Source organism: Amycolatopsis sp. NPDC003676 (genome assembly GCF_053587275.1).
In genome coordinates, this window is the sequence record NZ_JBSFNS010000087.1 from 1 (window position 1) to 20,668 (window position 20,668).

At 70.0% G+C, this 20,668-nt stretch carries 19 protein-coding genes; 13 read left to right on the plus strand and 6 right to left on the minus strand.

Going from position 1 to position 20,668, the window contains the following annotated elements:
* Positions 1-236 precede the first annotated feature (236 nt).
* Genes ACWDNU_RS33940 through ACWDNU_RS33955 form a run of 4 tightly spaced genes read left to right on the plus strand, consistent with a single transcriptional unit; the run spans position 237 to position 5,556 of the window.
* Positions 237-2,972 (plus strand): DEAD/DEAH box helicase, encoded by a 2,736-nt coding sequence (locus tag ACWDNU_RS33940; protein WP_449671866.1) that lies wholly within the window; start codon positions 237-239, stop codon positions 2,970-2,972.
* A complete protein-coding gene (locus ACWDNU_RS33945; RefSeq protein WP_449671867.1) occupies positions 2,972-4,126 on the plus strand; it encodes an SWIM zinc finger family protein in 1,155 nt (384 codons plus the stop codon). Before ACWDNU_RS33940 ends, ACWDNU_RS33945 begins: the two co-directional genes overlap by 1 nt.
* Before the next feature lie 58 nt (positions 4,127-4,184).
* The gene (locus ACWDNU_RS33950; protein ID WP_449671868.1) at positions 4,185-5,006 is read left to right on the plus strand and encodes an SDR family NAD(P)-dependent oxidoreductase; all 822 of its coding nucleotides are present in this window, start codon (positions 4,185-4,187) and stop codon (positions 5,004-5,006) included.
* 1 nt (position 5,007) lies between these two features.
* On the plus strand, positions 5,008-5,556 hold the full coding sequence (locus tag ACWDNU_RS33955; RefSeq protein WP_370938978.1) for a TetR/AcrR family transcriptional regulator: 549 nt from the start codon (positions 5,008-5,010) through the stop codon (positions 5,554-5,556).
* Positions 5,557-5,753: 197 nt separating this feature from the next.
* Here the strand turns inward: ACWDNU_RS33955 and ACWDNU_RS33960 are convergent, their stop codons facing one another.
* Entirely contained in the window at positions 5,754-6,464 is a 711-nt protein-coding gene (locus ACWDNU_RS33960) for a helix-turn-helix transcriptional regulator (protein ID WP_449671869.1), read from the minus strand.
* 141 nt (positions 6,465-6,605) lie between these two features.
* Between ACWDNU_RS33960 and folE the strand changes: the two genes are divergently transcribed.
* On the plus strand, positions 6,606-7,208 hold the full coding sequence (gene folE, locus ACWDNU_RS33965; protein ID WP_370938975.1) for a GTP cyclohydrolase I FolE: 603 nt from the start codon (positions 6,606-6,608) through the stop codon (positions 7,206-7,208).
* Here folE and ACWDNU_RS33970 read toward each other — a convergent pair.
* Complete coding sequence (locus ACWDNU_RS33970) at positions 7,172-8,410, minus strand: alpha/beta hydrolase fold domain-containing protein (RefSeq protein WP_370938974.1); 1,239 nt, start codon at positions 8,408-8,410, stop codon at positions 7,172-7,174. The genes folE and ACWDNU_RS33970 overlap by 37 nt on opposite strands.
* A gap of 59 nt (positions 8,411-8,469) precedes the next feature.
* Between ACWDNU_RS33970 and ACWDNU_RS33975 the strand changes: the two genes are divergently transcribed.
* Positions 8,470-9,864 (plus strand): WS/DGAT/MGAT family O-acyltransferase, encoded by a 1,395-nt coding sequence (locus ACWDNU_RS33975; RefSeq protein ID WP_449671870.1) that lies wholly within the window; start codon positions 8,470-8,472, stop codon positions 9,862-9,864.
* Here ACWDNU_RS33975 and ACWDNU_RS33980 read toward each other — a convergent pair.
* On the minus strand, positions 9,861-11,492 hold the full coding sequence (locus ACWDNU_RS33980) for a TIGR04141 family sporadically distributed protein (protein ID WP_449671871.1): 1,632 nt from the start codon (positions 11,490-11,492) through the stop codon (positions 9,861-9,863). The genes ACWDNU_RS33975 and ACWDNU_RS33980 overlap by 4 nt on opposite strands.
* A gap of 493 nt (positions 11,493-11,985) precedes the next feature.
* Between ACWDNU_RS33980 and ACWDNU_RS33985 the strand changes: the two genes are divergently transcribed.
* A complete protein-coding gene (locus tag ACWDNU_RS33985) occupies positions 11,986-12,525 on the plus strand; it encodes a Uma2 family endonuclease (protein WP_449671891.1) in 540 nt (179 codons plus the stop codon).
* 53 nt (positions 12,526-12,578) lie between these two features.
* Here ACWDNU_RS33985 and ACWDNU_RS33990 read toward each other — a convergent pair whose 3' ends face one another.
* Positions 12,579-13,511: an alpha/beta fold hydrolase gene (locus ACWDNU_RS33990; RefSeq protein WP_449671872.1), complete on the minus strand. Its 933-nt coding sequence runs from the start codon at positions 13,509-13,511 to the stop codon at positions 12,579-12,581.
* A 127-nt stretch (positions 13,512-13,638) separates the two neighbouring features.
* Here ACWDNU_RS33990 and ACWDNU_RS33995 point away from each other — a divergent pair, with 127 nt between their 5' ends.
* The 5 genes from ACWDNU_RS33995 to ACWDNU_RS34015 are packed head-to-tail and all read left to right on the plus strand — an operon-like array spanning position 13,639 to position 18,350.
* Entirely contained in the window at positions 13,639-14,706 is a 1,068-nt protein-coding gene (locus tag ACWDNU_RS33995; RefSeq protein ID WP_449671873.1) for an acyl-CoA dehydrogenase family protein, read from the plus strand.
* 2 nt (positions 14,707-14,708) lie between these two features.
* The gene (locus ACWDNU_RS34000) at positions 14,709-15,881 is read left to right on the plus strand and encodes an acyl-CoA dehydrogenase family protein (protein ID WP_449671892.1); all 1,173 of its coding nucleotides are present in this window, start codon (positions 14,709-14,711) and stop codon (positions 15,879-15,881) included.
* Complete coding sequence (locus ACWDNU_RS34005) at positions 15,878-16,786, plus strand: bifunctional MaoC family dehydratase N-terminal/OB-fold nucleic acid binding domain-containing protein (protein WP_449671874.1); 909 nt, start codon at positions 15,878-15,880, stop codon at positions 16,784-16,786. The genes ACWDNU_RS34000 and ACWDNU_RS34005 overlap by 4 nt, the downstream gene beginning before the upstream one ends.
* Positions 16,783-17,181 (plus strand): MaoC family dehydratase, encoded by a 399-nt coding sequence (locus ACWDNU_RS34010; RefSeq protein ID WP_370938968.1) that lies wholly within the window; start codon positions 16,783-16,785, stop codon positions 17,179-17,181. The genes ACWDNU_RS34005 and ACWDNU_RS34010 overlap by 4 nt, the downstream gene beginning before the upstream one ends.
* The gene (locus tag ACWDNU_RS34015; protein ID WP_449671875.1) at positions 17,178-18,350 is read left to right on the plus strand and encodes a lipid-transfer protein; all 1,173 of its coding nucleotides are present in this window, start codon (positions 17,178-17,180) and stop codon (positions 18,348-18,350) included. Before ACWDNU_RS34010 ends, ACWDNU_RS34015 begins: the two co-directional genes overlap by 4 nt.
* Here the strand turns inward: ACWDNU_RS34015 and ACWDNU_RS34020 are convergent.
* Entirely contained in the window at positions 18,338-18,901 is a 564-nt protein-coding gene (locus ACWDNU_RS34020) for a dihydrofolate reductase family protein (RefSeq protein WP_449671876.1), read from the minus strand. The genes ACWDNU_RS34015 and ACWDNU_RS34020 overlap by 13 nt on opposite strands.
* A gap of 159 nt (positions 18,902-19,060) precedes the next feature.
* Here ACWDNU_RS34020 and ACWDNU_RS34025 point away from each other — a divergent pair, with 159 nt between their 5' ends.
* Entirely contained in the window at positions 19,061-19,618 is a 558-nt protein-coding gene (locus ACWDNU_RS34025; protein WP_449671877.1) for a DUF5134 domain-containing protein, read from the plus strand.
* Between the two features lie 590 nt (positions 19,619-20,208).
* Here ACWDNU_RS34025 and ACWDNU_RS34030 read toward each other — a convergent pair.
* The gene (locus ACWDNU_RS34030) at positions 20,209-20,667 is read right to left on the minus strand and encodes a riboflavin kinase (protein WP_449671878.1); all 459 of its coding nucleotides are present in this window, start codon (positions 20,665-20,667) and stop codon (positions 20,209-20,211) included.
* Position 20,668: the final 1 nt, after the last annotated feature.

Here is a 20,668-nt window from a genome sequence, read left to right on the forward strand (position 1 = left end):
CAGCACATCCAGGTCGACACCGGGGCCGGGCTCGGCGGCAAAGCGGTGGCGCTGGCGCGGCCGTCAACGGTCGTCGACTATCTCAACGCACAGGCCTTGACAAGCACCCCCAGACCGTCAGCACACTCAAGCTTCGGGGTGCCCCACGCAACCATGGGACCAATGTCGCCGCCAGGCGACGAGGTCCCAGCCAGGCGACGAGCAGAACTGTCGTACCCAAGCGTTACCGTGCCCAAGTGGAGTTCGACCAGACCACCCAAGCCACCTACCTCCCCTCGGATCCCCCGCGAGAGGGAGTTCTGGCACTGTGGGGCGACGAGATCGAGGGAGACACCCCGATCCAGCTAGTCCTGCCCGGCGGCGGAAAATTCGCCCGCACCGAGGTAGTAGCGCGGCTGATCCCGCTGGCAACCGCCATCCCGAGGCTGCTCGTCGTGCCGGACGACACCAGCCCGGCGCTGGCAGCATGGTCGGCAGTAGTCAACGCAGGGGTGAACCTCGTAGCACGCGGCCGGTTGCGCCCAGCGTCCACCCCGAGCGGCCTAGGAACCTGGCGAGTAGGCCCGCTAGACGCCGCCGACGAGGAACTCCTGCGCGGACTCGCGGCTGCGTTGCCCCCCGAAGCACACGCACTGCCGCTATCCGGCGTCAAGCGAATCCGCCTGCACTCGCCAGAATCACTAGTCCGCGCGGTATGGGACGCAGCGGCGGACGTCCTCGTGCGCAGCCCGGCAGCAGCGGTCGGATCCGGCGGGACGGCGTTCGCGGAATCGCAACCCACACTGCTAGACCCAGACGGCGCAGCATGGCTCACCGAACTAGAAGCCCGCCGCCCCGACGGGGCACAACTGCTGCTGCGAATCGAAGCGACTGACGAGGAATTCGCCGGAGTCCTGGCCGTCCGTTCCACTCTCGAGCCGAGCCTGGTGGTCGAAGCAGCCACCCTCTGGGACGCTCCCGAAGCAGTCCTGCACCGGCTCGGCGACCAAGTGGAAACGCAACTTCTGCTGGGGCTCAGGCGAGGCGCGCGAGCCTGGCCGCCGCTGGGCCGAGTCCTGTCCGAACCGGCACCGACCACGCTTCCATTGTCCGACGACGACGTAGTCGACCTGCTCGGCACCGGTGCGCGAGATCTGGGCGGCGCGGGCATCGAAGTCTTGTGGCCCAAGGATCTTTTCGCCGGCGAGGTCCGGGCGAAGGCGAGCGTGACGCAAGCCCCGGCGAGCGAATCCGGTCCCGCGTTCCCGCTCAACGGCCTGCTGGAATTCCGCTGGCGGCTCAGCCTCGGCGGCAGCGAACTCACCGACGAAGAGGTCGCGGCGCTCGCCGAAGCGAAACGTCCGCTGGTCCGGTTGCGTGGCCAGTGGGTGAAGCTCGATCCCGCCCTGCTGGCGCGAATGCGGGCTCGGCGTTCGCGGCTCACCGGTGCCGAAGCGCTGGCCGCGGCGCTCACCGGCGAGCTGGAGGTCGACGGCGAACGAGTCGAGTTCGCTCCGCAGCCAGCGTTGTCCGGGCTCGCCGAACGGCTGCGCGAACGGGATCCCGCGCCCGTCGAGGAACCGGCGGGACTTACTGCCACGCTGCGTCCGTATCAACGGGCCGGGCTGGGCTGGCTCATCGCCATGACCGAACTCGGCCTCGGCGCCTGTCTCGCCGACGATATGGGGCTGGGCAAGACAATCCAGCTCATCGCCTTGCATCTGCACCGCCGCGCGCAGGCGGCGGGGCCGACGCTCGTGTTGTGCCCGACGTCGCTGCTGGGCAACTGGGAACGAGAGTTCGGCAAGTTCGCGCCGGACGTCCCGGTGCGCCGGTTCCACGGCGGCGGCCGGCATCTCGACGACCTGGCCCCGGACGAGGTCGTGCTCGCCACGTACGGGGTGCTGCGCCGCGACCGAGAGCTACTGTCCGAAGTGGACTGGGGTATGGTCGCGGCGGACGAGGCGCAGCACGTCAAGAACCCGTTGTCCGCCACAGCAAAAGAGCTGCGGCAGGTGCCCGCGGCAGCCCGCGTGGCGCTCACTGGCACGCCGGTGGAGAACCGGCTCACCGAACTGTGGTCGCTGCTCGACTGGACCACGCCGGGGCTGCTCGGCCCGCTGGAGAAGTTCCGGCGCACCGTGGCGCGGCCGATCGAACGGGACCGGGACGAGACGGTCACCGGTCGGCTGGCCGCGACGGTCCGGCCGTTTCTGTTGCGCCGCCGCAAAACCGACCCGGACATCGCGCCGGAACTGCCGCGCAAGACCGAGACCGACCGGTATGTCCCGCTGACCGCCGAGCAGACCACGCTGTACGAGGCGGTGGTGCGGGAAAACCTCGCGCAAATCCGTGAGGCGCAAGGGGTGCAGCGGCGCGGCCAGGTGCTGAAGCTGCTCACCGAACTCAAGCAGATCTGCAATCACCCGGCGCACTACCTCAAGGAAAGCACCGGCACGCTGAGCGGACGGTCGGGCAAGCTCGCCGCGTTCGAGGAACTGCTGGACGTCATCCTCGACGAAGGCGAGAGCGTGCTGGTGTTCAGCCAGTACGTGCGGCTGTGCCGGTTGCTGGAGCGAAGGCTGGCCGAGCGCGGGCTGCCGACCGCGCTGCTGTCCGGCGAGGTGGGGCCGAATCAGCGCGACGAGATGGTGGCCGCGTTCCAGTCCGGCGAGGTGCCGGTGTTCCTGTTGTCGCTCAAGGCGGGCGGCGTCGGGCTCAACCTCACCCAGGCCACGCACGTGATCCACTACGACCGCTGGTGGAACCCGGCGGTGGAGGACCAGGCCACCGACCGCGCGTACCGGATCGGCCAGGACCGGCCGGTGCAGGTGCACCGGCTGATCGCGGAGGGCACGCTGGAGGAGCGCGTCGCCGCGGTGCTGGAGACCAAGCGCGGGCTGGCCGACGCGGTCGTCGGCGCGGGGGAGGACTGGATCACCGAACTGTCCGACGACCAGCTCGCCGATCTCGTCCGGCTCGGGAGCGGCTGATGCCGCCGCGGCGGACGTTCGGGAGCCGGTGGTGGGGCCGGGCGTGGGTGGAAGCGCTGGAGCAGCGCGCCAAGCTGGACCCGAACCGGCTGCCGCGCGGGCGGACGTACGCGCGCAAGGGCGTAGTGGACCAGCTGGCGATCAGCGCGGGCGAGATCAGCGCGTGGGTGCGCGGAAGCAGGCCGGATCCGTACCGCGTCGCCATCCGGATGCGCGAGTTCAGCGCCGAGGAATGGGACAGGCTGCTCGACGTCGCGGGCCGTCGGCTCGGGCACGCCGCCGCCCTGCTCGATGGCGAACTGCCGGAGGAACTGGCCGTCCAGGCTCGCGAGGCCGGGGCCGACCTGCTGCCCGGACCCGGCGACCTGAGGCCGCGCTGTTCCTGTCCGGACAGCGCGAATCCGTGCAAACACGTGGCTGCGGTGTACTACCTGGTCGCCGACGAGGTGGACGCCGATCCGTTCGTGCTGTTCACCCTGCGCGGGCGCGGCCGGGACGAGGTTTTGGCTCAGCTGCGCGAATTGCGGACCCCCAGCGCCGCCCGTCCGGCTCGCGCGCCGGACGTCGGGCTGACACCGAAAAAGGCATACGCGCGGCGGATCGCGCCGCTGCCGCCGTTGCCCGCGATCCCCGGCGAACCCGGTCCGCCCGCCGTGCTCGACCTCGATCCGCCCGCGCGCACCGGCCTGACGTCCGCCGCCCTCACCGCTCTGGCCGCCGATGCCGCGTCGCTCGCGTTCGGCCTCCTGCACACCCGGGATGCCTTGGCGGACTTGACTTTCGCCGAGGACCTGGCCCGTCGCGCCGCGCGGCCGGGAGCGGACGTGTTCGGGCTGGCCACTGCCGCTGAGGTCGCGCCGTCGGAGCTGATCGTGTCGGCGCAGGCGTGGCGGGAAGCGGGTCGCAGCGGGTTGGCCGCGTTGCGGGAGGTGTGGAGTCCCGGACCCGGGCCGTTGGCGGTGGCGCGCGCGGAACTCGCGGAATTGCCGGGGGAGGTGAAGGTGTGGCGTAACCGGATCACGGTCGGGCCGGTGCAGCTCCGGTATGGCCGGGACAGCCGGTGGTACCGCTTCGTGCGAGTCGCGGGTCAATGGTGGCCGGACGGGCCTCCGGCCGAGCAGCCGGTCGATCTCGCCTACCCGGCGGAGGGCTGAATCACGTGCGCTCAGCAAAACGAGACGGACCGTCTCGTTTCGTGCTACCGTCTGCGGCATGACGAGAACATGGGTGATCACCGGAACGAGCCGCGGCCTGGGCCGGGCGTTGGCGATCGCCGCCGCGGAAGCGGGCGACCGGGTGCTGGCCACCGTCCGCGCGTCAGGGAGTGCGCCGGAGCACCGGAATGTCGTCGAGCACGTGCTCGACGTGCGTAACCGGGCCGCGGCGCGGGAAACCGTGGAGCGGGCCCTGTCCGAGTTCGGCCGGCTGGACGTCGTGGTGAACAACGCCGGATACGGGCTGGTCGGCATGGCCGAAGAGGTAAGCGAGGACGAAGCGCGGGACATCCTGGAGACGAACGTGCTGGGTGCGCTGTGGCTGACCCAAGCCGCGCTGCCGGTGCTGCGCGAGCAGCGGTCGGGCCACGTCGTGCAGATCTCCTCGGTCGGCGGTGCCGGTTCGGTGCCGGGATTCGGGCTTTACAGCGCGAGCAAGTGGGGGCTGGAGGGAATGAGCGAAGCGATCGCGCAAGAGGTCGCGGAGTTCGGTGTGCGGGTGAGCATCGTCGAACCGGGCGGGATGGACACCGAATGGGCCACCGGCAGCATGCGGTTCGCCACCCCGAACCCGGCGTACGACGGCCTGCGCGAGCGAATGTTCGGCACGACGACCGTTCCGTGGGCCACCACCGGCACCGGCGGCGGCACCCCGCCCGCGGACATCGCCGCCGAAATCCTGCGGCACGTCAACGACCCCGCCGACCAACGGCTGCGTGTCCTGGCAGGAGCCGATGCCCCCGCGATGGTCGCGACCGCACTGTCGGGACGCCTGACGGATTACCGCCAGGACAAGCGTTTCGCCGACGCGGAGATCTGACATGGCCCGCGCCAGCACCCGGGCCCGCGTCCACGCCGCGGTGCTCTCCCTCGCCGCCGAGTCCGGTTTCGGCGGCCTGACCATGGAGGGCATCGCGGCCCGCGCGGGCGCCGGAAAGCAAACGCTGTACCGCACGTGGTCGTCGCCCGCCGCGGTGCTGCTGGATGCGCTGCTGGAGCAAAGCCTGGACGCTTCCGGCGAAGTCGCCATCCCCGACACCGGCGATCTTCGCGCGGATTTGGCGACCTTGGTCCACGGCATGATCGCCGAACTGACCGACCCCGCGACCGACCGCCTGCTCCGCGCGGTGACCGCCGAACTGCAGACCGACCCGGCGATCGGTGCCGAAGTCCTGGACCGCCTGCTGGGCCCGCAACTGCGCGCTATCGCCGACCGCCTGGCCCGCGCCGGGGTCGGATGCCCGGAGGACGGCGCGGAACTGTTGCTGGGCCCGGTTTTCCACCGATGGCTGCTGCGCACGCGACCGTTCACGGAGGACTGGCCCGCCGCCCACGTGGAGCGGGTGCTGCGCGCGGTTTCGTTCGGCTAGCCCCGGAGCCCTGCCAGGTTGGTGCCGCAACGCGAGTTCATGCTCGACCTCCGCCGAGTCTGAAACCCGCAAGTCCGCCTACCGCGTCCGCAGGCTGAAGCGGACCCGGCTGGCTCGGCCATCGAGAAGTCCCACGCAGCGTTCCCGCTGCGATGCGAGGCCCAGGGCCGTCGACGGATCCCGGCATCTGCAGCCGGTCAACTACCGGCTGACTCAGACCCCCGAAGCTCCACGCAGCACCCGCCATCGCGCGGCGCGACCCGGGCCGTAGCCACCCCCGGCACTTCCAGCCCCTCCACGACCCCGGTCAGGAACCGGTCGGTCATCCCGCACACCAGATCCGGCGCGCGACCGGCCAGCGGCTGGAACGGGCAGTTGCGCATCCGCAGGCACACCGGCGTCTCGCGGTTCGGCTCGAAACCGTGCCGGGCCAGGACCGTGCTCGCCAGCGTCAGCCCGCGTTCCGTGCCAAGCCGACCCGGGCGGGAGCGTTCGCGTTCGGCGGCGCCGGCCGCGGTGCCGTGCGCTCCGGCCTCGCGCAGGGCCGCGTCCCGGGCCGGTTCCCCGGGGGCCGCCGAGGCGACCGCGTCCACCAGGATCGCGGCCAGCACGTCCGGATGCCGGGGCGGGATGGTGATCGCGAAGTCGGTCGCGGCGGGCTCGTAGACCTTCGGGGCGCGGCCCACCTTGCGGACGCCGCCGACGGTCTCGTAGCGGGCGCGCAGGAGGCCGGCCGTCACGAGTTTGTCCAGGTGGAACGCCGCCAGCTTGCGCGAGATGCCGACCGCCGAGGCCGCCTCCTCGCGCGTCACCGGGCGGCCGGCGTCGCGGATGAACGCGTACATCCCCCGGCGCAGGTCCTCGTCCAGCGCCGCTACCGCGCGGATGGTCGCCAGGTCACTCGTCACACACCCACGATAACGCCCAGCGAGGTTCTCCGAACCCGCTACCCGGCTTGTTCACCTGGTCACATTGACTCCGGGAGGCGATAAGACCAAGATTTGTAGGCGAAACCCGTCCTGCCAGCACCGACCGCCCGAGGATCGCCCATGCAGTCGTCCGGAACCGCCCTCCGCGTCGTCCACGAGCCCGATCCCGGCCTCGACCTGGCCGCGGCTGAAACCGCCGCGGGGGACTTCCTGCGCGCGCTCGGCGTCAGCCTCGACTCGGAGAGCCTGCGCGGCACCCCCGGCCGGATGGCCCGCGCGTACGCGGAGCTGTTCACGCCCCGCGAGTTCGACCTCACCACGTTCCCCAACGACGAGGGCTACGACGAGCTGGTGCTGGCCCGCGACATCCCGGTCCGGTCGGTCTGCGAACACCACCTGCTGCCGTTCATCGGCGTCGCGCACGTCGGGTATCTGCCGGGCGAGCGGATCCTCGGGCTGTCGAAGCTCGCGCGGATCGTCGAGTACTTCGCGTGCCGTCCGCAGGTGCAGGAGCGGCTGACGAAGCAGATCGCGGGCTGGCTCGGCGACCAGCTGGCACCGAAAGGCGTCGGCGTCGTGATCGAGGCCGAGCACACCTGCATGACCCTGCGCGGCGTGCAGGCGACCGGCTCGTCCACGGTCACGTCCACCCTGATGGGCACGCTCCGCGAGGACGCCCGGTCGCGTCAGGAATTCTTCTCGCTCACCGGCGTCAACGCCTGAGCGCGAGCCCAATCGAGGAAGTGTTCGACGCCGCGCACCACGTGCGTGCTGCGGATTGACGGGAACACGTCGAACGCGTGCTGCGCGCCGGCGAGTTCCGCGTACGCCACCGGATGGGCGGATTTGGCGCGCAGCCGGGCGACGAACTCCCGCGCCTCGGCGACCGGCACGAGCGAATCGTGGCGGCCGTGGATCACGAAGAACGGCGGCGCGTCCTCGGCGACCCGGTCCATCGGGGACGCCGCGAGATAGTCGTCCAGCCGGTGTTCCGGGGCGAACACCCGCCGCGCCATCAGGCTTTCCAGCCGGTACCGGCTTTCCTCCTCGCCGGTCGACGCGGCGATGTCGTACACGCCGTAGTGCGGCACGCAGGCCTGCACGCTCGTGTCCGCCTCCTCGAAACCGGGCTGCAGCGCCGGGTCGTTCTGGCTCAGCGCGAGCAGCGCGGCCAGGTGCCCGCCCGCCGAACCGCCGGTGACCGCGACGAACCGCGGGTCGCCGCCGTACTCCGCGATGTGCTCGCGGATCCAGGCGAGCGCTTGCTTGGCGGCGACGATGTGCGCGGGCCAGCGCGACGCGGGGGAGAGCGGGTAGTTGATCGCCACGCAGACCCAGCCGCGGCGGGCGAGGTGGCGCATCAGCGGCAGGCCCTGCTGTTCCTTGTTGCCGATGGTCCATGCGCCGCCGTGGATCTGCAGCAGCACCGGCGCGTCGCGGACGGTTTCGCGCGGACGGTAGACGTCCAGCAGGAATCGTTTGCCGCCAGGGGCGTAAGCGACATTCCGGTCGCGCACGACGTCCGGTTCGTGGATCCGGAACGGCATCAGCAGCCGTCCCCACGGCGTCGAGAAGTCCGACGGGCTCTCGAGTTGGCCGGCGTAGTCCTCGCCGAGTGCTTCGGTGAGCGCGGACTCGACCTCGATGCGCGCCTTCTGCGAGGTCGCGATCAGGGAGGCGAAACCGGCTGCGGACAGCGCCGCCAGCGCCAGCCCGGCGCGGTCGCGGCGCCGGTGCAACCCGTGGCGCGCGACGTGCTGCACGGTGTCGGCCGCGGTGAGAGCGAGCAGGTGCGGCGCGAGCTCGCCGGTGAGCCAGCCGGCGAAGAACACCGGGATCGAGGTCGGCCGCGGTTTCGGCGGCCGCAGCGCGAGCGCGGCGAGGCCGAGCTGCGCCGCCCGGCGGGTCACGAAGTCCGGTTTCACCTGCCCGATGCTACCTCCGCCGAGCGCCCCGGCCAGGGTTCTGCCTTACGCTGGCAGGCATGCAGCGACTGAGCGGGCTGGATGCGAGCTTCCTCTACCTGGAGACGCCCTCGCAGGTCCTGCACGTCTGCGGCCTGCTGACGCTCGACGGTTCGACCATGCCCGGCGGCTACGCGTTCCCCGAGTTCAAGCGCCGCCTCGCCGAACGCGTCGCGGTGATCCCGGCGTTCCGCCGCAAACTCCACAATCCACTCTGGAACCTCAACCATCCGGTGTGGGTCGAGGACGAGGATTTCGACCTTGACAACCACGTGCACCGGATCGGCCTGCCCGCGCCGGGCGACGACCGCGAGCTCGCCGAGATGTGCGCGCACATCGCCGGGCAGCGGCTCGACCGCGCGCAACCGCTGTGGCAGTGCTACGTCATCGAGGGGCTGTCGGACGGACGGCTGGCGGTGCTGCTGAAAATGCACCACGCGAGCGTCGACGGCGTCGGCGGGGCCAGCCTGATCGGCTACCTCGCCGGGCTCGAACCCGACGCGCCGCTGCCCGAGCTGCCTGCCGGCGAGCAGCACAACGACGGCCTGCCGACCCGGTTGCGGCTGCTGCGCGAGAGCGCCGATTCGCTGCTGCACCGGCCGTTCGAGATTGCCCGGCTGCTGCCGGAGCTGCTGGGGTTGGTGCCGAAGTGGGCGATGAAAACCGTGCGCGGCAAGGGAATGCCGGTGCCGTTCACCGCGCCGCGAACCTCGCTGAACGGGACTATCACCGGACACCGTTCGGTCGCGTTCGCGCAGTTGGACCTTGATGCGGTGAAGCAGGTGAAGGACGCTTTCGGCGTCACCGTGAACGACGTGGTGCTCGCGCTGGTTTCCGGCGCACTGCGGCAATTCCTGCTCGCTCGCGGCGAATTGCCGGGCGATCCGCTGGTGGCGACGGTTCCGGTGTCGGTGCATGAACGCACGGAACGCGATCACGGCAGCAACCGGGTTTCCGCCTTTTTCGCTTCGCTGCCCACGCATTTGCCCGACCCGGCGGCGCGCGTGTTCTTCCTGGCCGAGGCGAACCGGCGGGCGAAGGACCACCATTACGACATCGACGCCGACATGCTCGCCGACTGGGCCCAATTCTCCCCGGCGACGGTATTCGGACTGGGCGTGCGCGCGTATTCGGCGCTGCGGCTGGCCGAACGGCATCCAGTGGTGCACAACCTGATCATTTCGAACGTTCCCGGGCCGCCGATGCCGCTGTATTTGCTGGGCGCGCGGATCACCGGGCTGTATCCGCTGGGGCCGGTGTTTCACGGGGCGGGGCTCAACATCACGGTGTTGTCGAATGACGGCAAGGTCGGGGTGGGGTTGCTGGGGGCCAAGGAATTGGTGAAGGATCTGTGGCCGCTGGCGGACGCGTTGCCGGAGGCTCTGGACGAGCTGAGCAAGGCAGCGCCGGTCTAACGACGTTTCTTCTTCGCCGTGTAGGGGATGTCGGCGAACTTCAACGTCGCGCGCAGGCTGCGCACCGCTCGGTCCAGCCGCAGCAGGGCGACCTGGGAGAGCGTGAACAGCTCGTCCACGTTCCACGCCCGTCCAGCGGCAGCGAGCACGACGGTGTCCGGCGCGCCGCCCAGCATTCGCCCTGAGTCCAATGTAGACACCTTGTCGGCCAGTTGTGCCAACGCGTCCGGCTCGTCGTGCAGAGCCTCGGCGGACACGAGCGCTTGCGTGTAGAGGTGACTGGCCGCCGTCGCACGACCTAGCCATTTGACGTGGATCAGCTCATCCTCGGGCCCCAGCAGATCGCACAGCTCGAATCGCGGATGCAGGGGAGTGCTCGCGAAATCCTTGTCCAGGCACAGATACCCCGGAGCGAGAGCCGCCACTCGCTGGCAATACCGGTGTTCGTCATCAGGCTGACCGCTCGGCTTCCACGTGATATCCGGCCAGATGTGCTTGCGCGCCAAGAGGTCGCGCACCTGATCCCGCATCTGCGCCACGTAAGTCTCGCCGATCCGGTACCAGCGGGCCTGATGGAAGACGTACCGCGTGTGCTCGACAGTCGTCTCGAACACCAGCCAGCGAGCGGCGGGCAGCGGCGCTCCGGTGGGTTCCGCGCCGGCCTCGTCGGCGCAGGTCGTGATGCGGCCCGCGCGCAGGGCTTTCAGCCGTCGCTCAACGGGAATCGTCGCGAGGCGGGTGGTCAAGTGCTCCAGGTCCAGGCGGCCGGGCACGTGGATCGGGCCGCCGGGACCGAGCGTGGTGATGCGGAACGAACCGGCGTTCTCCGCGTCGTTCGCGGCGCTCGACGGCCAGGCGAGGCCGAGTGCGTCGCTGCCGCCGAGTGCTTCGGCCAGTTGCCGTTCCAGTTCGGGCACGAGCGGGTGGTGCCGGTCCATCGGGCGGGTCTGGGCGATGAAGCGCAGTGCGGAATCCGCGTCCGGTTCGTCGACGACGGCACCGACAGCGTCGAGATCGGCCAGGAACGCTTCGGGATCCTTCGCCAGCGGCGCCCACAGCGAGGTGCCGACGCGGATGCGGTAGCGCTTGCCGGTCACCCGGCCGTAGGTGAGGTCGGTCAGGTCTGCCGAACCCGCGAGCCGGTGGACGAGATCTCCGTACGGTTCGAGCCGGAACGCGGACAGTTCGCCGCCGCCCGGGATCGAAATCTGGGTGGCCCGCGCGGAAACGTCCAGCGCGGCGCTCGCGACGAGCCCGAGGTCGAACGGGTCGAGGCGGCGGATTCCGAAGCGCAGCCCGAAACCCTGCTCGACGTGTTCGTCGTTGAGCACGAGATGTCCCGCGCCCCAGGTGACCGCGTAGGTCCACGGCGGGCGCGGCACGAGGAGCACGGCGAACGGCAGCGTCGAGGGCAGGTCGAGCGGGCCGCCGCCGAGGGCTTCGGCGTGCTGCAGCCATTGCGGGGCCTCGGTGCGGAACGCTCCGGCGACCAGTCGTGCGCGGGCGCCGGGCAGGTCGACCGGGCGGTCGGCGCTGATCTGTTCGGGGGACAGCGGGGTCAGCAGGTCGGTTTCCGCGGCGGAGCCGTCGAGGCGGAAGAGGGACGCCGGGCGGCTGGGGGCAGGCATGCGACCACCACCGGAGGAGAAGAATTCGAAGACGTCCGTTCAGCCTAGGCGGCGCAGCGGTCCGGCCGGTTAATCACGGAGCGCGAATGGCGTGCGGAATGGTGAAATTCCGCTGAATCACCCATTCACGGGACGCGGGCACCGCCGATGATAGGGTTTCCTTTCGGGATGCGCCAACGCGGGTTTTTCGAGGCCAGGCAACGGGTAGGTGATCCCGTGATGGCCGTTTACTGGACGCGGAATTGCGGTTTCGATAAATCGCCCGGCTCCCGCGAAAGAACCTGTTCGCTGGGCACGGCTGCGCTGTCCGGGGCGGAATCCCCGCGTTTCGGTGACCCACGGTGAGCGATTCGGCGGCCGAGCCCCGCGGCGAATGGGCTAGCCGGGTCGGCGGCCGGTCGCGGGACGGTTCGCGCTGCCGCGCGTGCCCGACTACCCTGGCCGAGTCGTTTCCGGTCGGCCCGCCAGCGGGGGCAGCATGATGACAGTCCCGATGTTCGCGCACGGCGACCGTCTCACGCGTCGGGACCTGGAGACGATCTCGGATGAACGCCGCCGGTACGAGCTGGTGGACGGGACGCTTCTGGTGAGCCCGTCCCCGCGTCCGCTGCACCAGCGGGTGGTCGCGCGCCTCCTGGCCGCGCTCACCCCGGTGTGCCCTGCCGACTGCGAGGTCCTCCCCGCGCCGGTGGACGTGGTGCTCGACGAGTTCACCGTGATGATCCCGGACGTCGTGGTCGGGCGGCGCGAGACGTTCACCGAACGCGCGCTGGTCGGCGTCCCGGTGCTGGCGGTCGAGGTGGTGTCGCCGTCGAGCAGGCACATCGACCGGTTTCTCAAACCGGCCCGGCTCGCGCTGGCGGGCTGCCCGTACTACTGGGTGATCGAACCGAACGAGCCGACGCTGAGCTGCTTCCGGCTGGTTGACGGCGAGTATGTGCTGGACGGGGAAGCTTCCGGGGACGATGCGGTGCGGCTAGAGGTGCCGTACCGGTTGGAGCTTCGGCCCGCGGACCTGGTTTCGACCTACTAAGGACGTCGTGAGTGGCAATCCCGGTTAGAACCGGGATAAACACTTACGAGCCCCTAAGCCGAGTCCGCGATCCGCTCCTGCCCAGAGATAGCCGCCTGCACCGAAGTGCACGCCGCCATCAGCGCGGCCACAAACTGGTCCGCCGCGAAGACACACGCAGTATGCCCGGCCGGAATCTCATAAGTCGCCGCCCCAGGGATCCGCCGCGCCAAACTCCGCTGATGCGCGGGCGCAATGAACCCGTCCCGCGAAGTCACCACCACCGCTGCGGGCAGGTCGAGAGTGTGCAGCCACGGGGTCGAATCGAAGCGCCCGATCTCGTCCAGCGCGACCGCGATCGCCCACGGGCTCGTCGAGCGGAATTCCTCCAGCGCCCACCGGTGGTCCTCCAGCCGGGCGAGGCGTTCGCGGCGGGGTTCGCCCGGGACGAGGCCGATGCGGGCCTGGTCGCGCAGCAGGTGCAGGGTGCGGCCGAACAGGTCCAGCGCCACGCGTTGCCGGATGCCCCGGCGGAAGTTGCTCGCCGTCGAGCACAGCACCAGGCCGGTGACGCGGTCCGGGTAGCGGTGGGCGGTCAGCTGGCCGACCATGCCGCCCATCGAGTAGCCCGCGACCATGAACTCGTCGATCCCCAGGGCGTCCGCGACCGCCGCCACGTCGTCCGCGCAGTCGTCGAGGCTGAACTCGTGCGTGCGGATGCCCTGGCCGTGCCAGCGCTGGTCGAACACGACGACCCGGTGGTTCGCCGACAGCCGCTTCAGTGCGGGGTACCAGGTGAGCAGCCCGGTGCACGCCACCGAGTGCAGCAGGATCACCGCGGGAGCGTGCCGCGGGCCGACGTCGACCACGACGGTCTGGCCGCGGCCGGGAAGGGACAGCGGCTTCGGGTCGGGGACGCCCGCGGTGGGCGGGATGGTCGCGAGCTTCCTCGTGGCTTGCCAGCCGACGTCGCCCAGCGCTGATTTGAGAACTTGTTCCGCACCCACGTCGGCGTGCCGCCCCTCTCCGCTTCGTGGTCGATCCACAGCCCGGGCCCCGGGTCCTGGGGGTTGCCGAGCCAGCCCATTCCGGCTAAAAATAGAACGTGTTCCACCTAGGTGGAGGGAGACCGGAGTGGACTTCACCCCCGACGATACGCAGGGCGAGATCACCTCGCTCGCCGCGCAAGTGCTCGGGAAGGCCGACGAGCCCGCGGACCAGTGGCGGGCGCTGGCCGACGCGGGCCTGCTCGCGCTGCCTTTGCCGGCCGACCTCGGCGGCGACGGGCTCGGCGTCGAGCACGTCGCCCCGGTGCTCACCGAGGTGGGCCGGGCCGCGGCGGCGGTGCCCGCGTACGCCGTGCTGGCGCTCGGCATCCTGCCGATCGAGGCGCTCGGCACCCCCGCGCAGCGCGCCGAGTTCCTGCCGCCCGCGGCAGCGGGGGAGAGCATTCTCACTGCTGCCTTGCACGAGCCGTCCGCACCGCTGACCTCCATCCCCGGGACCAGCGGTGCGGCGGCGGACGGTGCGTGGGCGGTGACCGGCGTCAAGACGCACGTGCCATACGCCGCGGAGGCGACCCGGATTCTCACGCCGATCGCGTTGCCGGGCGGCACCGGCGTCGCGCTCGTGGATCCGCGTGCGGACGGCGTTGAAGTGCTGCCCGCGTACAACGCGTCTGGGACGCCGGAGTACACGGTGCGGTTCGATGGCGTGAAGGTGAGCGAAGCGGACTTCCTGCGTGACCGCACGGCGGGCCATGCGTTGCAGACGCTGCACCGCTACGCGCTGGCGGGCGCGCTCGCGCTCGGCGACGGACTGCTTGCCGGAGCGTTGGCGTTGACGGCCAAACATGTCGGCGAGCGCGAGCAATTCGGCCGTCCACTTGCGACTTTCCAAGCGGTGGCCCAGCAAATCGCGGACGTCTACGTCGCTTCCCGCACCGTGCACCTGGCTGCGCTGTCGGCGGTGTGGCGGCTGGCGTCCGGTTTGGACGCGGACACGGAGCTGGACATCGCGGCGTACTGGCTGACCGATGAGGCGCCGTCCGCGCTGGCGATCTGTCATCACTTGCACGGCGGCGTCGGCGTCGACCGCACTTATCCGCTGCACCGGTATTCCTCGGCGGTGAAGGATCTCGGCCGCGCGGTCGGGGGAGCGGCGCATCGGCTCGGTCGGCTGGGCGAACGAGTGGCGGGATGAGCATGCACATCGAACTGACTGCCGCGCAACAAGAACTGCGGGCGCAGCTGCGCGAGTACTTCGCGGGTCTGCTGACCGCCGACGAGCGCCGGGCGTTGCTGCGCGAACGGCACGGCCAGGTGTACCGCGACGTCGTACGCCGGATGGGCCGCGACGGGAAGCTCGGCGTCGGCTGGCCCAAGGAGTACGGCGGCGGCGGTTTCGGCGAAATCGAGCAGCACATCTTCGTGGACGAAGCCGCCCGCGCGGACGTCCAGCTTCCGTCGGTGACCCTGCAGACAGTCGGGCCGACGTTGCAGGCATTCGGTACTGAGGAACAGAAAGCGATGTTCCTGCCGAAGATTCTGGCCGGAGAAGTGCACTTCGCCATCGGCTACACCGAACCGGAAGCCGGAACGGATCTCGCCTCGTTGCGCACGCGCGCGGTCCGCGACGGCGACGATTACGTGATCAACGGCCAGAAAATCTTCACCACCGGCGGCCACGACGCGGATTACGTGTGGCTCGCCGTGCGCACCGATCCGGACGCGCCGAAGCACAAGGGCATCTCGATCCTCATCGTCGACACCCGCGACCCCGGCTATTCGTGGACGCCGATCATCACCTGCGACGGCGCGCACCACGTCAACGCGACGTTCTACGAGGACGTCCGGGTGCCGGCGAACATGCTGGTGGGCGAGGAAAACCGCGGCTGGCGGCTGATCACGACGCAGCTCAACCACGAGCGCGTGATGCTCGGCCCGGCCGGGCGCATCGGCGGCCTGCACGACCGCGTGTGGGCGTGGGCGGCGGCGCGCCGGACCCCGGAAGGCGCGGCGCTGCTCGACCTTCCGGACGTGCGCGCGGTGCTGGCCGAGACGTTCGCGGTCGCGCGGGTCAACGAACTGCTGAACTGGCAGGTCGCGGCGGCAGCGGCGGACGGGTCGGTCGAGATCGCGGACGCTTCGGCGACGAAAGTGTTCGCCTCCGAGCGAATCCAGCGGATCGGGCGGCTGCTGGAGGAATTGGTCGGGCGGCACGGCGACCTCGCCGACCCGGACACCGCGGAACTCGCCGAATGGCTCGACGTGCTGGCGAAACGGAACCTGGTGCTGACGTTCGGCGGAGGCGTCAGCGAGATCCAGCGCGAATTGATCGCCTCCGCCGGACTGAAACTGCCGAGGGTGCCGCGATGACGATCGAGGAAGCCGCCGCGAAAATCGCCGCACAGGGCGAAAGCGCGCTGAGGTACGCGCGCGATCCGGTGAACCAGGCGATGGTGAACAACTGGGTCGAGGCGATCGGCGACGCCAATCCGGTGTACACCGACGCGGACTTCGCCGAGACGAGCGTCCACAAGGGACTCGTCGCGCCGCCGGCGATGGCGCAGGTGTGGACCATGCCGGGGCTGCACGGCGTGCGAGGGGACGACGACCCGCTCGGCGCGATCCTGAAGGTGCTCGACGACGCCGGGTACACGTCCATTGTGGCCACTAACTCCGAGCAGACCTATCACCGGTATCTCCGGCCCGGCGAACACGTTTCGACCACGAACGTGCTGGAGGACGTCACCGGTCCGAAGCGCACCGGGCTCGGCGAGGGCTGGTTCGTGACCACCCGGACGAATTGGTACGTCGACGGGGAACTGGTGGCGGACATGGTGTTCCGCGTGCTGAAGTTCCGCCCGCGCGAACCGGAACCGCCGCCGTCGCCGGTGCTGCGTCCAGTGATCAGCCACGACACCAAGTTCTTCTGGGACGGCCTGCGCGAGGGCGAACTGCGCATCCAGCGCTGGGGCGACGTGCTGCGGCATCCGCCCGGCCCGATGCCGCCGGACGGATCGCTCGACACGACGCCGGACTACGTCGTCGCCAGCGGACGCGGAACGGTCTACAGCTTCGTCGTGCACCACCATCCAGCGGTTCCGGGCAAGCGGCTGCCGTTCGTGGTCGCGCTCGTGGAGCTGGAGGAAGGCGTGCGGGTGATGGCCGAACTGCTGGACGCCGAACCGGACGAGGTCCACATCGGACTTCCGGTGACCGCCGCGTTCGTGCGCGTCGACGACGACCTGACCCTGCCCGCGTGGAAGGTGGCGCGATGACTGCCGCAGTCGGGACCGAACTGCCGCCGATGGTGCTCGAAGCGACGCCGACATTCGTGATCAGTACGGCGTTGGCGACCCGCGATTTCCAGGACGTGCACCACGACCGGGACGCCGCGGTCGCGCGCGGGTCGAAGGACATTTTCCTCAACATCCTTACCGACACCGGGCTGGTGCAGCGGTACGTGAGCGAATGGGCCGGTCCGCAAGCGCTCATCCGCTCGATCAAGATCCGGCTCGGCGTGCCGTGCTACGCCGGGGACACGCTCGCCTTTTCCGGCCGGGTCACCGCTCGCGAAGGCAACGACGTCGAGCTCGAAGTGTCCGCTGTGGACAGTCTAGGTGCGCACGTGACCGGCACGGTTTCGCTGACGCTGCCGGAGGAGGACGCATGACGTTCACCGGGACCACCGCCATTGCCGGAATCGGCGCGACGGAGTTCTCTAAGGATTCCGGACGCAGCGAACTGCGACTGGCGGCCGAATGCGTGAGTCACGCACTGGCGGACGCCGGATTGAAACCGTCCGATGTGGACGGCATGGTGTCGTTCACCATGGACGGCAACGCGGAAATCGCGCTCGCCCGCGAGCTGGGCATTCCGGAGCTGACGTTCTTCAGCCGCGTGCATTACGGCGGCGGCGCGGCAGCGGCGACCGTGCAGCAGGCGGCGATGGCGGTCTCGAGCGGGATCGCCGACGTCGTGGTCGCGTACCGGGCGTTCAACGAGCGCTCCGGAATGCGGTTCGGCCGCGTATCGGCGGCCGCGGCGCAGCAGGTCAATACGTCCGGTGTGGACAATGCGTTCCACTACCCGATGGGCATCGCGACCCCGGCCGCGACGGTGGCCATGGTCGCGCAGCGGTATCTGCACGAATACGGGGCCACCAGCGAGGATTTCGGCAAGATCGCGGTCATCGACCGGGCGCACGCGGCGACCAACCCGAACGCCTGGTTCCACGGCCGGCCGATCACGCTGGAGGAGCATCAGTCTTCGCGTTGGGTCGCGGAACCGTTGCACCTGCTCGATTGCTGCCAGGAAAGCGACGGCGGCGTCGCGCTGGTGATCACCAGCCTCGAACGCGCACGCGACCTCCGGCAGACGCCGGTGGTGGTGTCGGCGGCGGCGCAGGGGAGCGGGCCGGACCAGTACGTGATGACCAGCTACTACCGCGACGATCTCGCCGCGCTGCCGGAAATGGGCGTGGTCGGACGGCAGCTGTGGGGCCAGTCCGGCATTGGACCGTCCGATGTGGACGTCGCGGTGCTGTACGACCACTTCACCCCGTATGTCCTGATGCAGCTGGAGGAACTGGGTTTCTGCGGTCGCGGCGAGGCGAAGGACTTCATCGCGGGCGACACGCTGACCCTCGACGGGAAGCTGCCGCTCAACCCGCACGGCGGCCAGCTCGGCGAGGCCTACATCCACGGCATGAACGGCATCGCGGAGGCAGTCCGCCAGCTGCGCGGCACGGCGGCGAACCAGGTCGCCAACGCCGGTACCGCGGTGGTCACGGCGGGAACCGGCGTCCCGACGAGTGGACTGGTGTTGACTCAGGCCCGCTGAGGATTCTTGGGCTCATACCGCATCGCCACCGCACCGGAGGAGAACTCCAGCCGGTCCACGAGCTTCAGGTCGAGGTGCTCCGGCAGCCCGGCGAACAAGGTCGGCCCGCGTCCCGCGATCCGGGGATGCACCACGAACTCGTACTCGTCGATCAGCCCCATCGCGGCCAACGCGAGCGGCAACTGCAGGCCGCCGGTGTACAACCCCTTGCCGGGCTGGTCTTTGAGCCGCAGCACCGCTTCCCGAAGATCGCCGCGCACGAGCTCGGCGTTCCAGTCGACGCGCTCGAGCTTGCTGGACACGACGTACTTCTTGGCCGCGTCGATCGTCCGGCCGAACGGCTCCATCCAGTCCGGCCGCTCGGCGGGCTGCCCGGACGGCCGCCACGCCGCTTCCATCATTTCGTAGAGCACGCGGCCGAAGAGGAGAGCGTCGGCGCGGGCGATGATTTCGGTCGAATGCCGGTGCATCTCCTCGTCCGGGGCGATGCCGGCGAGGTGGTCGCAGCAGCCGTCCAGCGTGACGTTGATGGAGTATCTCAGCGGGCGCATCGGCCGAGGGTAGCGGCCTGAGCTGGGCTTGTCGGCCCGCGCATAGCCCTTGTGGGTCAACGCGGATCACCTCATTGCTGGCTGGTGCCTGCCGCCTCGCGCGTGTCACGGTGGTAAGGCCCGTGTGACGCAGCGTGTCCGGAGGAGTGAGGTGCCGAGGTGAGTGTGCCGCTGGCCTGGCTGTTCACCGCGCTGTTCGCGTTGCTGGCGCTGCCGTGCGTGCTGCGGCTGGTGAGGCTCGACTACGTCAGCCTCGGCGATCGGGTGCGCAACGGCGACCTCGCCGAACTGCTGCTGGTGGTGGCGATGGTCGCGATGCTGTCCCCGGTCGGCGGCCCGATCCCCGCGGCGGGCTGGCAGGCGGTGCTGGTGCTGACCGCGGGCTGGTTCGCTTTCGCTGCCTGGCGGGGTCGCGCCGAGGGCCATAGCTGCGCACATCACGCGCTGTCGGCGGCGGCGATGCTGTACATGGTCACCGCGATGCCGCACGGCGGAATGGTGCACGGGCCATGGATGACGATGTCCACAATGGACACCCGGCTGGCGTGGCCGGTGGTCGCGCTGGGGGCCGCGGCTTACTTCGCGGTGGACGCGGTCCGCTCGGGCGTGGTGGCGATGCGGTCACGCGGAACGACGGTGCCGGGACACGCGTCCCGGACGCTGTGCCGGGCGGCGATGGGCGCGGGGATGGGTGTCATGCTGATCGCCGCTGTCTGACTCGATCCGGCGGGGAGCAGCCTGGCGACTCGAACCGGGTGCTTCAGCCAGTGTGCGTCAACCCGGCGAAGCGGCCAGGGTGACGCGAACCCGGCGGAATCAGCTTCGGTGGATTAGTCCGGCGGGATCAGCCCAGTTGCTGGACTTCGCCGTTCCGGTGGGGAGCAGCCTGGTAAATCGACGCTGGTGCCTCAGCCAGCGTGAATCAGCCCGGCGAACCGGCCAGGCGAACCGGCCAGGGTGAAGCGAACCCGGCGGAATCAGCCTCGGTGCATTAGTCCCGGCAGATTAGTCCGGCGGAATCAGCCCAGCTGCTGGATTTCGCCGTTGCGGCGGGAATTCTTGCGCGCGGAGCGTGCTCGGCCAGCTTTGGCAGAGCGCCAGCAGGCATGGGGGGTCGTGCTGCTCGCCACCGCGCGAGTCAACCTCGGCGGAATCAGTCCCGGCGGATTAGTCCGGTGGGATCAGCCCAGCTGCTGGACTTCATCGTTGCGGCGGGAATTCTTGCACGCTGCTTGGCCAGCTTTGGCAGAGCGCCAGCAGACATGGATGTCATGCTGCACGCCACCGCGCGAATCAACGTCGGCGAATCAGCCGATCCGCTGGACTTCGCCGTCCGGCGGCAGCTCCGCCAGCGTCGGCAGCGTGTCCGCCGGATGCGCCGCAACCCACTCGCGAGCCGCAGCAACATCCCGGCCCAGTGCGTCGATCAGCTCCTGCGCGGAACCGAACCCCTGCTGGTCGCGCAGGTGCTTGCCGAGCCAGACGGTGAGGCGTTCGCCGTACAGGTCGCCCTCGAAGTCGAGCAGGAAGGCCTCGACCAGCCGGTAGCCGTCGGCTCCGTAGTAGGTCGGGCGGCGGCCTACCGACACCGCGGCGGCCACGCGCGTGCCGTCCGCGCGCTCCGCCCAGCCGGCCCACACCCCGTCGCCCAGTTCGCCGCGCTGGTCGCGCAGCGCGATGTTCGCGGTGGGGAAGCCCAGCTCACGGCCGCGCTTGTCGCCCGGTTCGACTGGCCCGCGCACCACGAAGAAGGTCTCGTCCGCCATG

Coding starts and splice junctions, on each gene's coding strand:
- ACWDNU_RS33945 (WP_449671867.1), top strand. CDS start 2,972: ATGCCGCCGCGGCGGACGTTCGGGAGCCGGTGGTGGGGCCGGGCGTGG.
- ACWDNU_RS33950 (WP_449671868.1), top strand. CDS start 4,185: ATGACGAGAACATGGGTGATCACCGGAACGAGCCGCGGCCTGGGCCGG.
- ACWDNU_RS33955 (WP_370938978.1), top strand. CDS start 5,008: ATGGCCCGCGCCAGCACCCGGGCCCGCGTCCACGCCGCGGTGCTCTCC.
- folE (WP_370938975.1), top strand. CDS start 6,606: ATGCAGTCGTCCGGAACCGCCCTCCGCGTCGTCCACGAGCCCGATCCC.
- ACWDNU_RS33975 (WP_449671870.1), top strand. CDS start 8,470: ATGCAGCGACTGAGCGGGCTGGATGCGAGCTTCCTCTACCTGGAGACG.
- ACWDNU_RS33980 (WP_449671871.1), bottom strand. CDS start 11,492: ATGCCTGCCCCCAGCCGCCCGGCGTCCCTCTTCCGCCTCGACGGCTCC.
- ACWDNU_RS33985 (WP_449671891.1), top strand. CDS start 11,986: ATGTTCGCGCACGGCGACCGTCTCACGCGTCGGGACCTGGAGACGATC.
- ACWDNU_RS34000 (WP_449671892.1), top strand. CDS start 14,709: ATGCACATCGAACTGACTGCCGCGCAACAAGAACTGCGGGCGCAGCTG.
- ACWDNU_RS34005 (WP_449671874.1), top strand. CDS start 15,878: ATGACGATCGAGGAAGCCGCCGCGAAAATCGCCGCACAGGGCGAAAGC.
- ACWDNU_RS34010 (WP_370938968.1), top strand. CDS start 16,783: ATGACTGCCGCAGTCGGGACCGAACTGCCGCCGATGGTGCTCGAAGCG.
- ACWDNU_RS34015 (WP_449671875.1), top strand. CDS start 17,178: ATGACGTTCACCGGGACCACCGCCATTGCCGGAATCGGCGCGACGGAG.
- ACWDNU_RS34020 (WP_449671876.1), bottom strand. CDS start 18,901: ATGCGCCCGCTGAGATACTCCATCAACGTCACGCTGGACGGCTGCTGC.
- ACWDNU_RS34030 (WP_449671878.1), bottom strand. CDS start 20,667: ATGGCGGACGAGACCTTCTTCGTGGTGCGCGGGCCAGTCGAACCGGGC.